Here is a 15,063-nt window from a genome sequence, read left to right on the forward strand (position 1 = left end):
CCGAGCGCCCGCCCCCCCCCGCCGCGGCCCCGCGCCCCCGCCCCCCGCCCCCCCGCGCGGGTGTGCGCGCGTCAGCTCTCGAGCGCGGCGTCCAGCGTGATCGTCGGGACGCCCGCGAGCGCCTTCGACACGGGGCACGTCGCCTTGGCCGTCTCGGCGGCCTGCTGGAACCCGGCCTCGTCGATGCCCTCGACCTCGCCACGGACGGTGAGCGCGATCGTCGGGATCTGGAAGCCACCGGCGGGGTCCGGCGCGAGCGTGACCTCGGCGGTCACCTCGAGCGAGACGGGCGTCGCGCCGGCCTCGGCGAGCACCGCCGAGAACTGCATGGCGTAGCAGGACGAGTGCGCGGCGGCGATGAGCTCCTCGGGGCTCGTCACGCCGCCCGCGTCGTCCGCGGCGCGGCGCGGGAACGAGACGTCGTACGTGCCGACCTTGGAGCTCGACAGCTCGACCTGACCCTGACCGTCCTGCAGTCCACCGTTCCAGGCGGTACGAGCGATACGCGTGGGCATACGAGATCTCCTTCGACGTCGGGGTGCCCGGGAGGGACCGGGCTCGTCCCGACCGTAACGCGCCGCGGGCCCGCCTGCCCCCGAGCGCGGCGCACGTCACAACGCCGTCTCGACCGTGCGGGCGAGCACGCCGCCCGACCTGGGACCGCCCGTAGAGTGAGCGCCCGTGAGCGTCGAGGAGATCCTGGGGTTCGTCACGGGCGCCGCGTGCGTGTGGCTCGCGGTGCGGCAGAACGTGTGGACGTTCCCCGTCGGGCTGGCCAACAACGTGGTGTTCCTCGTGCTGTTCACCGGTACGGGGCTGTACGCGAACGCGGGCCTGCAGGTCGTGTACCTCGTGCTCGGCGCGCTCGGCTGGTACTGGTGGCTCCGGGGCGGCGCGGACCGGGGACGGCTCGTCGTGCACCGCACGCCGCGCGCGGCGTGGGTGGTCGGGCTGGTCGCCGCCGCGGCGACCACGGCGGCGCTCGTCGCCGTCCTCACCACCTGGACCGACTCCGCGGTGCCGTTCTGGGACGCCCTCACGACGTCGTCGAGCCTGCTCGCGCAGACGATGCTCGGGCGCAAGTGGATCGGCAACTGGTGGGTGTGGATCGCGACGGACGTCGTGCTCGTCGGGCTCTACGCGAGCCAGGGGCTGTGGCTTACCGCCGCGCTCTACGTCGGGTTCGTGGCGCTGTGCGTGCAGGGCCTGCGCGAGTGGTCGGCGGCCCGCCGCGACCCCGCCACCGAGGCGCCCGCCGGCACCGCCGAGCCGGGGGCCGTCGGCCCGGCCCTGGCCCCCGTGCCCGACGACGCGGAGCGGGCCCGGTGAGCGGGTTCGCCCACGGCCTCGTCATCGGCAAGTTCTACCCGCCGCACGCCGGCCACGTGCACCTCGTCCGCACCGCGCTCGCGCGCTGCGAGCGCGTCACCGTCCAGGTGCTCGCCTCGACGAGCGAGTCGATCCCCGCCGCGCTGCGCGCCGAGTGGCTGCGGGCCGAGGCGCCCAGGGCGCGCGTCGTGCACGGGCTCGACGACGCCCCCGTCGACTACGCGGACCCGCACGCGTGGGACGAGCACGTCAAGGTCATGCGCTCCCTCCTCGACCCGGACGACCCGCCGGTCGACGCGGTGCTCACGTCCGACCGGTACGGCGTCGAGCTCGCCCGTCGCTTCGACGCGACGTGGGTCCAGGTGGACCCCGACCGGCGGCACCTGCCCGTCTCCGGGTCGGCCGTGCGCGCCGACCCCGCCGCGCACTGGTGGGCGCTGCCCGCCCCGGTCCGGTCCTGGTACGTGCGGCGCGTCGTCGTGCTCGGGGCCGAGTCCACGGGCTCGACGACCCTCGCGACCGACCTCGCCGCCCACCTCGGACTCGATCCCGTGCTCGAGTTCGGGCGCGAGTGGTCCGAGGTCCGGCCCGGCGGCCTCGTCGCACCGTGGCACACCGCCGAGTTCGACCTCGTCGCGCGCGAGCAGGCCCGCCGCGAGGACGCCGCCGCCGCGACGGCACCCGTCCCGCTCCTCGTGTGCGACACCGACGTGCTCGCCACGACGCTGTGGCACGAGCGCTACGTGGGCCACCGCTCCCCGAGCGTCGAGGCGCTCGCCGCCGCCCGCCGCCCCGACCTCTACGTCCTCACCGGTGACGAGATCCCGTTCGTCCAGGACGGCCTGCGCGACGGCGAGCACATGCGCCACGCGATGCAGGACCGGTTCCGCGAGGTCCTCGCCGCGACCGGCCCGCGCCTCGACGACCCGGCCGACGTCGTGCAGCACCTCGGCCCCGCCGAGCTGCCGACGCCGGACGGGCAGCACCCCGGCGTCCCCTGGTTCGAGGTGCGCGGCGACCGGGCGAGCCGGCTCGCCCGGGCCCTGGCCGCCGTCGGGCCGCTGCTCGCGACCCCGCGCCACGTCGCCGACCCGCTCCCCCAGGCCGGCACCGACGCCTTCTGACCTCGTACGTCCTGTCGCGCCGGGCTGGGTCGGAGTTCCGGCCACGGACCTCCCCGCGCCCCGCGCACGTCGGTGGCAGGATCGGCCCGTGACCGATCTCGAGCACGTGTCCTCCGCGCCGACCCGGCCGCAGCCCGCGGGGCAGGCCGGCGGGCGCGACCCGTTCGCCCTGGGCGTCGACGACCTGTTCGGCACGCCCGTCGCCGAGGGGGGCCCCGGCGACGGCGCGACCCCGAGCGGTCTGCCGCTCGACGAGAAGCTGCGCCAGGCGTACTTCTGGGTCGTCAACCACGCGATCATCAGCCCGCACTACGACGTCGAGTTCGCGGCGCCCGGCGCGCGGGAGACGAGCTTTCGCCTCGGCGACTCGAAGGCGCTGCTCACCCTGCCGAGCGACCAGTCGTACTCGAGCTTCGTGCTGCTGCCGCTCCTGACCTTCGCCGTGCGCGGGCGGTGCCTGATGATCGGCGGGCCGGGCCGCGGGAAGACCGCGAGCGCCGTGCTCATGGGCGTCCTCGCGGGCTACCCCGTGCGCGACGTGCGCCGCGCGATGCAGCACGGGCACCCGCAGCTCACGGTGTCGGACCTGTTCGGCACGCCGCTGCCCAAGGACCTGGTGCAGGCGGACAGCCTCGCGGACGTGGACGTCGCGTGGCGGTCGTGGCTGGGCATGCGCGTGAAGATCGTCGACGAGTACAACCGCATCCCGACGCGCACGCAGTCGGCGCTGCTCACCGTGCTCGCGGACGGGTACGTCGAGGTCTACGACCAGGTGTACGAGACGGGCGACGCCGCCTGGTACCTCACGGCGAACGACGACGCGGGCGGCGGCACCTACCAGGTGGTCGACGCGCTGCGGGACCGCATCGACGTCGTCGTGCACGCGATGCCGTTCAACAACCGCTTCCTCGGCGACCTCGTCGCCCGCGCGGAGCGGCGCGTGCGCCCGGAGGAGAACGTGCCGCCGGAGATCGTGTTCGACGCCGCCGAGCACGACGCGCTGCACGCCGCGATCCTCGCCGTGCCGTTCCCCGAGCCGGTGCGCCGTCGCCTCGAGTTCTTCGCGAGCCAGCTCGAGGTGCTGGAGCGCGCAGGCTGGCAGTTCGAGTACCGCACCAAGGACACGGCGCGCGTCGCGGGCGTGGACCCGCACCTCGTGGCGACGGCGGACACGGGCCGCGACCGCCTGGGGGACGTGGGGGCGCAGACGCTCAACGGCCTGTCAGTACGCGCGCTCCAGTCGCTCGTCGCGTACGCGAAGGCGATGGCGTACTTCCGCGGGGACGCCGAGGTGGAGCTCGCCGACCTGCGCGCGGTGCTCCCGTTCGTCCTGCACGACAAGCTGCTCCCCGACCTCCGGTCGGCCCCGTTCGACGACCGCGAGCGCGAGCCGCTGCGCTCGGACCGCGTGTCCTGGATCCGCGACCTGTTCGACACGGCGTGCCGGCAGTACGACGCCGCCGGCCTCGACGACCAGGACGACGTCGGGGCGATCCTCGCGGACGTCGCGGCCGGGTTCGAAGGGCTGCCCGAGGCGGACGTGCTGCGCCGGCTCGCCCGGATCGAGCAGGTCCTCGCGTCGTGGGAGAAGCACGCCAAGCTCCACGGCCACGTGTACGAGGACGCGCTCGCGCTCAAGTACGCCCACCAGCGGTACACGAACTACCTCGCGTGGCTGCGCTGGAGCGGCTCGTGACCGGGGTCGCCACCGGACCAGCCCCGGGGCCGCGCGCGGTCGTGCCGGCCGCGTTCTCGTCCCGCGCGCTCGCCGCGCGCGAGCGCTACGACGCGGCGCTCGCCCGCGCCCTGGCGCTCGGCGCGGACCGGGACGTGCTCGCCGAGGCGGTGCGCGAGGCGGCCGTCGCGGCGGACCCCCTCACCGGTCCGCTCGGGGCCGACGCCTTCGCGGCGACGTGCGACGCGCTGCTCGACGCGGTCGCGCGGCTCGTCGCGGCGCGGCGCTGGCGCGTCGGCGGGCCGGAGCGGCACGCCGTCGTCGACCTGGTGCCGCGCCTGGGGCCGTGGCTCGCGGCGGCGCCCGCGGTCACGGTCGCGGCCGTCGTCGACGGCGCGCGTGCCGTCGGCGGCGGGCCGGGGTCGCGGGGGGACGTCGCCGGCTGGGCGGCGCGCGTCGTAGCCGCGGCCGAGGCGTCGCCCGCGGCGGGGCCGGGTGCTCCGGTGGCCGGCACCGTCCGGGGCGCGGTGCTCGTCGCCGCGTGGCGCAGCGGGCTCGTGCGCTACCGGGACGCGGCGCTCGACGCCGCGCGCTCGCTCCCGGCGCCGGTAGCGCAGGCCGCGCTCTCGCTCCCGACGACCGGCGCCGACGCGCGGACCGGTCCCGCCGGCCTGCGGGCCGTGCTCGACCGCCACGCCGCGGACCCGTGGTGGTGGCCCGCCGCCCCGACGGGCGACCAGCCCGCCGGCGCGAGGTGGGTCCGCCTGCCGGGTGCTCCCGGGCCCGCCCAGGTCCTGGGGCGGTTCGGCGGCTTCCGCGGGTTCGGGGGCCCGTGGCGGTCGCCCGCTCTGGTCGTGGGTGCCGACGCGCGCCACCCGGGCCTGCGCTGGGTGCTGCTCTCGACCGGCGACGGCCCGCCGGCCGACGACGCCGCCGCGACGGGCGACGAGACGGTCGAGTGGACGCTCGTCGCCGACGTCCACGGCGCGTTCGTCGCGCGCGCCCCCGGTGCCGGCGACCACGCCACGGGCACGGTCGCCCCGCCGGGGCCCGACGCCGCCGACCAGGGCCTCCACGGGTCGGACCACGGTCCCGCCGGCGGGCGTCCGGCCGCACCGGTCCCCGAGGACGTCCTGAGCGACGTGAGCGGCGCCGCGGTGGTCGAGACGCCGTCGGGTCGGCTCGCGCTGGTGAGCCGGACCGGCTCGTACGACGTCCTCCTCGTGCGGTGGCCCCGGTGAGCGCGCCGGCGCCGGACCGTCCCGGCGCGACGCCCGACCTCGGGGCGCTGCGCGAGCGGTGGCACGCCGCGTGGCCCGAGGCGCTCGCGGCCTGGGGGCGGTTCACGCGCCTGGGCGCCCCGACGCTGCACGGCCCCGGCACCGCCCCGGAGGGGGTCGGGTCGTTCGCGTGGTTCTCGACGACGCGCGTGAGCGTGCACGTGGACCTCGCCGAGGTCGTCGAGCTGGGCATCGAGGACCACGCGGTCGCGGTCCTCGCGCACGAGGTGGGGCACCACGTGCTCTCCCCGGGCGACCTCACGACGAGCGCGCTCCTCGTCGCGCGCACGCGCGCCGGGCTCGTGGACCAGGACCAGCTCGCGCCGCTCACCGCCAACCTGTGGAGCGACCTGCTCATCAACGACCGCCTCCAGCGCCGGGCCGGGATCGACCTCGCCGGGCTGTGGCGCGCGCTGGGGCCGGGGACGAGCACGGTCATGCAGACCGTGCTGCGCGCGGACGAGATCCTCTGGGGCCTGCCGCGCGGCGACCTCACCTCGTCCGACGTCCCGGTGGCCGAGCGCGAGGCGACGCTCGTGGCGCGGCTCGTGCGCGCCTACGCGGACGACCCGGTCGGCGGCGCCGCGGGGTTCGCCGCGCTGCTGCGCACGCTGCTCGCGTCGGAGGCGGGGTCGCTGGCGACCGCGAAGGACGCCCGGCGCCAGGCCCGACCCGAGCACGGAGACCGCGAGGCCCGCCGGCGCCACCTCCAGCGTCGGCGGTCCACGCTGCCCCAGGTGGTCTGCGGCCAGGACGAGGTGGCCGGGGCCGTCCCCGGCGGGCTCGCGACCGACCCGCGCGCCGTCGAGCCCGTGCGCCACCCCGCGCTCGACCCGCGCGTCGTCGGGGACCTCGGCCTGGGCGCCGACGACGACCCCCCGGCGCGACCGGACACCACGCAGCACACCACCGGGACGGGCGGCGAGGGCGCGCACGACACGACCGGCCAGGCCCTCGCGCCGGCGGACTACGACGCGACGCTCCGGCTGCTCGGGCTCACGACAGACGCCGCCGCGTCGGCCCGGCGCTGGTACCGCGAGCACGCCGCGCCCCTCCTCGTCCCGTTCCCCGTGCGCGAGCACGTGCGCGCCACGGAGCCGCTGCTCGGCGCGCACGAGCAGTGGGACGTGGGCGACGAGCTCGGCGAGGTGGACTGGACGGGGACGCTGCTGCGCTCGCCCGTCGTCGTGCCGGGGTTCACGACCGTGCGCCGGTCGGTCGACGACGACACGGGCGACGAGCCCGACCGCGTCCCCGTCGACCTCGACCTCTACCTCGACTCGTCCGGCTCCATGCCGGACCCCACGCGGCGGGTCGCACCGATCGCGCTCGCCGGGGCCGTGCTCGCGCTCTCGGCCCTGCGCGCCGGTGCCCGCGTGCAGGCGACGACGTGGAGCGGGCCGCAGCAGGTCGCCGGGACCGACGGGTTCGTGCGCGACGAGGACCGCGTGCTGGACGCGGTCGTCGCGCACTTCGGCGGCTCGACGTCGTTCCCCGTCCCGCTCCTGGAGCGCACGCACCTCGGCGACCCGGCCACGGGCGCCCCGCCGGCCCGCACGCGCCCGTGCCACGTCGCCGTCATCTCCGACGACGGCGTCGTCTCGATGTTCGACGACGTCGTCCGGATCCGGTGGGGCGCTCGCCCCGACACCGAGCTGGTCGCGCCGCACGAGGGCACCGCGGCGCGCGCCGTCGCGGCCGCCGGGGGCGGGGGCACGCTCGTGCTGGACGTCTCGGCCCAGGGCGCCGAGACGGTGCGGGAGCACGCGGTGGGCTACCAGGTCCACGCCGTGCAGACCCAGGAGGATCTCGTCGCGTTCGCCCGCGCCTTCGCACGCGAGCTGTGGGGCGCCTCGACCGGTGCTCCGGCAGGTGCACCGACCGCGAGCAGCCGACCGGAAGGAGCCCGCCGTGGCCGATGAACCCACCCGCCCCACGGTGGAGGGCCCCGCGCTCGCCGACGTCGTGCACCGCCTGGCCGACACGCCCCCGGACGTGCTGGACCACCCCGTGGTCGTGGCCGCCGCGCTCGTCGGCGACACCGCGGACCTCCTCGCCGGCGACGGCGCGGTCGGCGTGCTGCGCGGTCCGCAGCGTGCCGCCGTCGAGGCGCTGTGCACCCACGCCCCGTACGCCGCGCTCGCCGGGACGGTCTGCTGGCTCCTGCGCGACGAGCACCTGCGCGCCGCGCCCGCGTTCCGGGCCGCCGCGACGCCGGGCGCGCTCGTCCGGGTCGTCGAGCAGGCCGTGCCCGCCCTCGCGCTGCTGCGGACGCCGGACGACTGGCTGCACGCGCCCACGGCGCGCGAGGAGCTGGCCCGCGCCGTGCTGCGCGACCTCGGGCTGCGTCCGGCGGGCGAGAGCCCCGAGGTGGCCCAGGACCGGTGGACCGCCGTGAGCACGGCGGAGCAGCGCCGGATCGCGCGCGAGATGGCGCAGGAGGCGCGGCGGGCCGAGCAGCTCGCGCGCGAGCTCGCGGAGAGACGCGCCAAGGAGGCCGCCGCGCAGTACGCGAACTACTGACGAAGCTCCTGACGAGGACTCCATGACGACACCCGACGACGCCCCCGATCTCACGCTCGACGAGTACGCCCCCGGTTCGGCGGTCGCGCTCACCGACGCCGAGCGCTGGCCCATGCTCGACGACGCCGGCCGCACAGCGCTCGACGCGGTGCGGGACCACCCCGCCGCACCCACCTGGGTCCACGTCACCGGCGACCGGCTGCGCCCCGACGACCTGCCCGTGCTCGACGAGGTCGCGGCTCGCCTCGCCGCCGGCCGCCCCGACGCTGTGGCCGACACCCGCGCCGAGGACCGGGGCGCGCCGCCCGCCGCCGCGGACGGGCCACCCCTCGCACCGCCCGCGTGGGTGCGCGCGCTCGTCGACCGGGCGCACGCCGTGGTGCCGCGGTACCGCCGGGCGCGCGACCGCGGCGAGAGCCGGGCCGGGTGGCCGCTCACCGCGGTGCGCCCCGTCACGCGCGACGACTTGCGGCACGACGTGGCGTCGTTCGTCCCGGTGGACGTGCCGCTCGGCCGCGTGCTCGAGGGCACGAGCTCCGGCAGCACGGGCGCGGCGGTCCGCGTCCCGCTGCACCCCGTGGCCGTCGCGGCGGACCTCGTGCTGCTGCAGCACCTCGTCACCGACACGGCAGCAGGCGCCGGCGCGACGTGGGAGCCCGTCCCCGGCCGCCTGGGCCTGATGAACCTCGTCGACCAGCGCGAGGCGTTCACGTACGCGTCGGCGATGACCGGGTTCCGGCGCGGACCCGGCGTCGCCGCCCCGAGCATGGCGCGCGTGAACCTCGACCCCGGCGCCTGGACGCACCCCGGCGACCGCGCGGCGTTCCTCGCGGCGCAGGACCCGCAGGTGGTGTCGAGCTCGCCGCTGCCGCTCCTCGCGCTCGCGCGCCTCGTGGAGGAGCAGGGCCTCGCCCTGCACCCGGTCGCGCTCGTCAGCGGGGCCGCGCACCTGTCCGACGTCGCCCGCACGCGCCTGCGCGCCACCTGGGACGTCCCGGTGGTCGACCTCTACGGGCTCCGGGAGACCGGAGCCGTCGCGGCTCGCACCGACGCGGGGCCGTTCGTCGTCGTCGCGGGCCGGCGCGTCTGGGTCGAGGTCCTCGACGACCACGGGGGCCCGGTCCCCGACGGCGATCTCGGCGAGGTCGTCGTGACCGTCGACGAGAACCCGTACCTGCCGCTCCTGCGCTACCGCACCGGCGACCGTGCGCGGATCGTGCGGCGCGGGGAGCGGGTCGAGCTGCACGACCTCGAGGGCCGCTCCCCCGTGCGCTACCTGCGGCCCGACGGCGCGTGGGTGCCGTCCGTCGACGCCGCCCAGCACCTCCAGGCCCACGGCATGGCCGCGTGGCAGCTCCACCAGTCCGCCGACGGGAGCGTCGCGCTCGACGTCGTCCCCGATGCCCCGGGCGACGCCGGGGCCCGGGCCGCGCGGGCCGCGGGCGACGCCGTCGGGCACCTGCTGGGCCGCGGCGTCGTCGTGCGGGAGGTGAGCCCGGCCCGGCTCGGCGCCGGCCGCGCCCGCCGCTGGTCCAGCGACGTGCCCGGCGGCGCCGCGTGACGGCTCAGCCGAGCTGGCCCGCGGGGCGGTAGACGACCGAGGAGGCCCGGTTGTCGAACGTGCCCAGCGTCGAGCAGTGCGGCGTGCAGTTCTTCTTGGCTCCCGCGTAGTTGTAGGAGTCGTACAGGGTCACCCAGCAGCCCGCGTAGGTCGTCGCGGAGGTGACGACGTTGTTCATGAGCAGGTTCGCGAGGTTCGGGAAGCCGTAGGTCGAGCCGGTGTAGCACCCGTTGGTGCCCGACCCGTAGAGCACCTTGGAGGCGCCCTTGTAGTTGGCGTCGCGCCACAGCACGCCCAGGACGAGCGAGCTCGCCGCGGCGGCCGTCACACGCTCCGTCCCGGCGAGGCGGGGTGCGACCGAGGCCGAGGCGTTGAGCTCCGAGACGAGACCCTCGACCTGCGCGGGCGTCGCGTCGGCGAGCCGCGACGAGGCGACGTCGCCGCCCGAGACGAACTCGAGCGCCTCCTCGAGCGAGCCGAAGCACACCTCGGGCGCGGGCGGGAGCGTGTCGGGGTCCTGGCCGGGCAGGAGCGGCTGCGCCTCGACCGCACAGCTCTCGCCGGTCGAGACCTGGGCGTCGGCGGCGGGGTCGGCACCGCGGTCCCAGGTCACGACCCGCAGGTCCGGCTCCGACGCGAGGGCGGGCGCCGCGGCGGCGCTGAGGGCGAGTCCGGCGACGAGCGCGGCGGACAGGACGCGGAGCGAGGATCTGGTCATGGTTTCTCCTTCTGCGTGGGCCACGCCCCCGGGTTCGCACCCCGTGGACCTGCCGCGGGAAGGGGACTCCCACAGGACGGCCACGTCCTGTGACCCCGCCCGCATCGTAGAGCGTGCTGCCCCTGTTGTCTCCGGCTCCGGGCCGGTTCCGGCACTCGCCGCTGGGCAGGTCGGGCGGTCGTTGGTTACCGTGCTCGGGTGGTCTGTGTCCCACCAGGGCGAGACCGCTGGGAAGGACCCATCCACGAACCCTTCGCCGAACCGGCCCTGCCGGGGAGATGAGTGTCGATGAAGCACCGTTCTCTACCCGTGTCACTGACCGCTGCGGCCGCGAGCCTCGCCGTCGTCGCCGCGGCCGCCGCGCCTGCTGTCGCGGACCCGCCGCCCGACCCCGGGGACTCCCTCGGCGTGCAGTCGGGCGCGTCCCTCGCCCCGACCGACAAGGTCGCCCCGTCCCTCGCGAAGGCGACCGGCACCGTCACTGCGTTCGTCGAGCTCGACGCGCCGTCGGCGGTCGACCTCGCTGCGCAGGGCGCGAGCCCCGACGAGGTCGAGGCCAACGCGCAGGACGTCGCACAGCTCGCGGACGACGTCGTCCCGCAGCAGGCGACCGCCCGCAGCGCCGGCGCGCGCGACCCGCAGCAGGTGTCGGTGACGAGCACGCTCGTCGCGGGCGTCGTCGTCACGGGCGACGCGGCCCGGGTGCGCGACCTCGCGCGCGACGCCTCCGTCGTCACGGTCTACCGGATCATCCCCAAGAAGCCGGCGAACAAGGGCACGGACGTGTTCACGCGGGCGCTCGAGACGTGGCAGAGCACGGGCCTCACCGGCGAGGGCGTGCGCATCGGGATCATCGACACGGGCATCGACTACACGCACAAGGCGTTCGGCGGCCCCGGCACGCAGGAAGCGTTCGACGAGGCCTACGGCGACCGCGGCACCGGCCCGGTCCCCGACGGAACGTTCGACGAGCTGAAGTACCTCGGCGGGCACGACTTCGCGGGCTACGACTACGACGCGAGCGGCACCGTCCCCGGCACGACGCTCGTGCCGACGCCGGACGAGAACCCGATCGACTCGCTCGACTCGGTCGGCTCCGGGCACGGCTCCCACGTGGCCGGCACGACCGCGGCGTACGGCGTCACGGCCGACGGCGAGACGTTCGACGGCGACTACTCCACGCTCACCGACATCTCCGACTGGCAGGTCGGCCCGGGCTCGGCGCCCGAGGCGGGCCTGTACGCGCTCAAGGTGTTCGGCGACCTCGGCGGCTCGACGGGCGTCGTCGTCGACGCGCTCGAGTGGGCGGCCGACCCGAACGGCGACGGCGACCTGTCCGACCGCCTCGACATCGTCAACCTCTCCCTGGGCTCCGACGGCTCCCCCGCGGACGACCCGGAGAACCTCTTCATCGACCAGCTCTCGCGCCTCGGCACGCTGTCCGTCATCGCCTCGGGCAACGCGGGCGACGTGACCGACGTCGGCGGCTCGCCCGGCAACGCGCGCACCGCGCTCACGGTCGCGAACTCGGTGGGCGACACCCAGACGTTCGACGCCGTGCGCGTCGACGCGCCGGAGTCGCTCGCGGGCGAGTACCCGGCCCAGAACTCCCAGGACTACGCGGGCGGCGCGGACGTGACCGCCCCGGTCGCGTTCGTCGCGGACGACTTCTCCGGCTGCGATCCGTTCACGCCCGAGCAGGCGGCGGCCGTCGACGGCAAGATCGCGTTCCTCTACTGGGACGACAACGACGCGACGCGCGCGTGCGGCAGCGCCGCGCGGTTCAACAACGCGGAGGCCGCGGGCGCGGTCGGCGTGCTGCTGTCGTCCGAGCTCCCGTCGTTCGTCGCGGGCATCGCGGGCAACGCCGGCATCCCCGGGGCCCAGCTCACCGCCGCGAGCCACGACGCGCTGCGCCCGGCGATCGAGGCCGGCGAGGTCACCATGACCATCGGCCCGTCGTTCGCGCTGTCGTCGTTCGTCTCGATCCCGGAGATCGGCGACACGCTCAACAGCGGCTCGTCGCGCGGCGTGCACGGCTCGCTCGGCGTCGCCAAGCCCGACGTCGCGGCCCCCGGCACGGGGATCGCCTCCGTCGCGTCCGGTCGCCTGGACGGCGCGAGCATCAAGTCCGGCACCTCGATGGCCACCCCGCACGTCGCGGGCATCGCGGCGCTCGTCAAGGAGGCCCACCCGGGCTGGGCGCCGGCCGAGGTCAAGGCGTCGGTCATGAACACCGCGACGCACGACGTCTTCACCGGGCCGTCGGGCACGGGGACCGCCTACGGCCCAGAGCGCGTGGGCTCCGGGCGCGTCGACGCCGTCGACGCGGTCGCGAACACGACGCTCGCGTACGCGTCGCAGGACTCCGACCAGGTGTCCGTGGCGTTCGGCGTGGTGCCGGTCGGCAAGGACACCGTGACCGTGCGCAAGACCGTGACCGTGCAGAACACGGGTGACGCCCCGAAGACGTACGCGACGAGCTTCGCGCAGTCGAGCACCGCCGGCGGCGCGTCCGTGTCGGTCGCCCCGGCGTCGGTCACCGTCCCCGCGGGGCAGCGCACGGTCGTGACCGTCACGCTCACCGCGGACCCGGCGACGCTCGCCAAGGAGCTCGACCCGACGTCGTCGGCCGACTCGGGCGTGGGCGTGCCGCGCGACTTCGTGTCGTCGGTCAGCGGTCGCGTCGTCCTCACCCCGACGGATGGCGGCGCCGCGCTGCGAGTCCCCGTCCAGGCGTCGCCGAAGCTCGTGAGCGACCTCTCCGGCAACGCCGTCGCCTTCCCCGGCTCGGCGACCACCGCCGACCTCGACCTCGACGGCCGCGGCGTGGCCTCGGGCGGCTGGTACTCGCTCGTCGCGCCGTTCGAGCTCAAGACGACGAGCCCGCGCCTCGAGGCGGACGCGGCGGTCGGTGCCTCGGCGTCGGCCATCGCGGCGGCCGACGTGCGCGCGGTCGGCTTCACGTCGACGGCGCCCCAGGTCGCCGCGGACGGCGGCGACCCCGCCGACGGCGTCATCGGCGTCGGCGTCGCGGTCGACGGCGAGTGGGCGAGCCTCGGCTCGGTCTCGATCCCGGCGGTCGAGGTGGACGTCGACTCCGACGGGTCGGCCGACTTCGAGGTCGCGGCGATCAAGTACAACAGCGAGACGGACCTCACCCTCGCGGCGACGTTCACGCTCAAGGACTGGACCGCGCCGGACGGCACCGACTACGAGGCCGGGGACAACGTCGACCTCCAGCCGATCAACTCGCTGTGGGGCGACGTCGACACCTCGGTGTTCGACAACAACGTCGTCGTGATCCCGGTGGGCATCGGGTCGCTCGGCATCGAGGAGGGTGACGTGCCGACCTTCCAGGTCCTCACGTACTCGCCGTACTCGCAGGCCGCCGACCAGCTCGTCGACGCGACCGAGACGTTCACGGGCGACCCGTACGACCCGGCCTACTGGTTCGACGGCGGCGACCAGCTCCTGTACATCGGGGCCGACGACACGTCGATCCCCGTGCACCGCTCGGAGGCCGCGGTCGAGGCCGGCAGCGGCAAGCTCCTGCTGCTCCACCTGCACAACGCGACGCCGACCAAGCGCTGGCAGACCGTGGACGTCACGACGTCCGCCGTCGTCGACGCGACGGTCACCGCCGAGGCGCGCTGCCTCGGCGGCAAGGCGCACGTCGCGGTCCGCGTGCTCAACGAGTCGGGCGCGAAGGCTGACGTCGTGGTGACCACGCCGCACGGCGAGAAGACGTTCCCGAACGTCAAGGACGGCAAGAACGCCTACCAGTCGTTCTCGTCGCGCTCCGCGTCGTTCGACGCCGGCTCCGTGACGGCGACCCTGACCGCCGAGATCGACGGCGAGGACGTCACGACGACCTACGACGCCGACTACGAGGCGCTGAGCTGCTCCTGAGCCGCTCACCGCACCGCGAGGGCCGTCACCCGTCCGGGTGGCGGCCCTCGCCGCGTCCGGGTGGCGGCCCTCGCCGCGTCCGGGGTCGTGCGGCCGCGACGGGCGCCGCCGGATACGCTCGCGACGTGAGCGACTTCCCCACCCCTGACACGTTCTTCGCCCTGCGCCCCGGCCCCGCCGCGGGGACGGGTCCCGCCGGGGGCCCCGGCCTGCGCCTGACCGTGCACGACCTGGGCGAGCTGGTCCTGCCCAGCGGCCGGCTCGAGGCGTCCGACCCGTTCACGCTGCTCGGCGAGGGCCTCGTCGTGCAGGTCGAGCCGGGCCGGTACCCCGTGCGCGTCACCGTCGCCGACGTCTCCGACGAGCAGGACGGCTCCCACCTGCGCGAGGCGTACCTGAGCGTCGTGCTCGCCGAGGGCGAGGTCGCCGCCGTCGAGCCGGTCGTCCCCGAGGGCGCCGACGGGCCGCCCGAGGCCGGTGCCGCGTTCGGCGTGCCCGTCGACGCGGGGACCGTCGCGTTCGCGGACGCGGACGCCGTCGCGCGGCTCATGCCGGACGGCGACTGGTACGACGAGGTGTTCGACGACGGCACGGACACGAGCTGGTTCGCGCTCACGGACTCGCCCGACCACCTGCGCGAGGGGTCGGCGAACATCCTTCTCCCGGGCGCCCGGGCCGGCGAGAACGTCGTGCTCTCCCACTCGGGCTGGGGCGACGGCTTCTACCCGCTCGTCCGCACCGTCGCCGCCGACGGCACGGTGCTCGGCCTGCACCTCGACCTCCTCGTCGCCCTCCCGGACGACGACGAGGACTGACGGTCGCGCCGAGCCCGGGACCGCTGCGGATCGGCGGGGGGGGCTGTGTGTGGGTGCCGGGGTAGGGGGGGGGGGGCGGGGGGGGCCGCCGCGCGGGCTGCGGGGGAGACCCCGAGGCCCCGGCCC

11 protein-coding genes are annotated in these 15,063 nt (G+C 76.2%); 9 read left to right on the forward strand and 2 right to left on the reverse strand.

The features are described from left to right. Positions 1-71: 71 nt before the first annotated feature. Positions 72-515 (reverse strand): OsmC family peroxiredoxin, encoded by a 444-nt coding sequence (locus ACFWH7_RS13280; protein ID WP_141390928.1) that lies wholly within the window; start codon positions 513-515, stop codon positions 72-74. 166 nt (positions 516-681) lie between these two features. Here ACFWH7_RS13280 and pnuC point away from each other — a divergent pair, with 166 nt between their 5' ends. From pnuC to ACFWH7_RS13315, 7 genes are all read left to right on the forward strand, one after another. Continuing rightward, positions 682-1,329: a nicotinamide riboside transporter PnuC gene (pnuC, locus tag ACFWH7_RS13285; protein WP_378216977.1), complete on the forward strand. Its 648-nt coding sequence runs from the start codon at positions 682-684 to the stop codon at positions 1,327-1,329. Next, the gene (locus ACFWH7_RS13290) at positions 1,326-2,453 is read left to right on the forward strand and encodes an AAA family ATPase (protein WP_378216979.1); all 1,128 of its coding nucleotides are present in this window, start codon (positions 1,326-1,328) and stop codon (positions 2,451-2,453) included. Before pnuC ends, ACFWH7_RS13290 begins: the two co-directional genes overlap by 4 nt. An 88-nt stretch (positions 2,454-2,541) precedes the next feature. Beyond that, positions 2,542-4,149, forward strand: coding sequence for a MoxR family ATPase (locus tag ACFWH7_RS13295; RefSeq protein WP_378216980.1), 1,608 nt, complete (start codon positions 2,542-2,544; stop codon positions 4,147-4,149). Then, positions 4,125-5,369, forward strand: coding sequence for a hypothetical protein (locus ACFWH7_RS13300; RefSeq protein ID WP_378216981.1), 1,245 nt, complete (start codon positions 4,125-4,127; stop codon positions 5,367-5,369). The genes ACFWH7_RS13295 and ACFWH7_RS13300 overlap by 25 nt, the downstream gene beginning before the upstream one ends. Beyond that, positions 5,366-7,330 (forward strand): hypothetical protein, encoded by a 1,965-nt coding sequence (locus ACFWH7_RS13305; protein WP_378216982.1) that lies wholly within the window; start codon positions 5,366-5,368, stop codon positions 7,328-7,330. The genes ACFWH7_RS13300 and ACFWH7_RS13305 overlap by 4 nt, the downstream gene beginning before the upstream one ends. Then, the gene (locus ACFWH7_RS13310) at positions 7,320-7,931 is read left to right on the forward strand and encodes a hypothetical protein (RefSeq protein WP_378216983.1); all 612 of its coding nucleotides are present in this window, start codon (positions 7,320-7,322) and stop codon (positions 7,929-7,931) included. The genes ACFWH7_RS13305 and ACFWH7_RS13310 overlap by 11 nt, the downstream gene beginning before the upstream one ends. Before the next feature lie 22 nt (positions 7,932-7,953). Continuing rightward, on the forward strand, positions 7,954-9,492 hold the full coding sequence (locus tag ACFWH7_RS13315; RefSeq protein WP_378216984.1) for an AMP-binding protein: 1,539 nt from the start codon (positions 7,954-7,956) through the stop codon (positions 9,490-9,492). Positions 9,493-9,496: 4 nt separating this feature from the next. Here ACFWH7_RS13315 and ACFWH7_RS13320 read toward each other — a convergent pair whose 3' ends face one another. After that, positions 9,497-10,210: a hypothetical protein gene (locus ACFWH7_RS13320; RefSeq protein WP_378216985.1), complete on the reverse strand. Its 714-nt coding sequence runs from the start codon at positions 10,208-10,210 to the stop codon at positions 9,497-9,499. A gap of 309 nt (positions 10,211-10,519) precedes the next feature. Here ACFWH7_RS13320 and ACFWH7_RS13325 point away from each other — a divergent pair, with 309 nt between their 5' ends. After that, entirely contained in the window at positions 10,520-14,122 is a 3,603-nt protein-coding gene (locus ACFWH7_RS13325) for a S8 family peptidase (RefSeq protein ID WP_378216986.1), read from the forward strand. A 125-nt stretch (positions 14,123-14,247) separates the two neighbouring features. Then, complete coding sequence (locus ACFWH7_RS13330) at positions 14,248-14,937, forward strand: DUF4241 domain-containing protein (RefSeq protein WP_378216987.1); 690 nt, start codon at positions 14,248-14,250, stop codon at positions 14,935-14,937. Positions 14,938-15,063: the final 126 nt, after the last annotated feature.

It is taken from the genome of Cellulosimicrobium cellulans (genome assembly GCF_042723955.1).
GTDB lineage: Bacteria > Actinomycetota > Actinomycetes > Actinomycetales > Cellulomonadaceae > Cellulosimicrobium > Cellulosimicrobium cellulans_H.

Excerpts from the sequence above, each read along its gene's own strand:
- ACFWH7_RS13280 (WP_141390928.1), bottom strand. The coding sequence starts at position 515 with ATGCCCACGCGTATCGCTCGTACCGCCTGGAACGGTGGACTGCAGGAC.
- ACFWH7_RS13315 (WP_378216984.1), top strand. The coding sequence starts at position 7,954 with ATGACGACACCCGACGACGCCCCCGATCTCACGCTCGACGAGTACGCC.
- ACFWH7_RS13320 (WP_378216985.1), bottom strand. The coding sequence starts at position 10,210 with ATGACCAGATCCTCGCTCCGCGTCCTGTCCGCCGCGCTCGTCGCCGGA.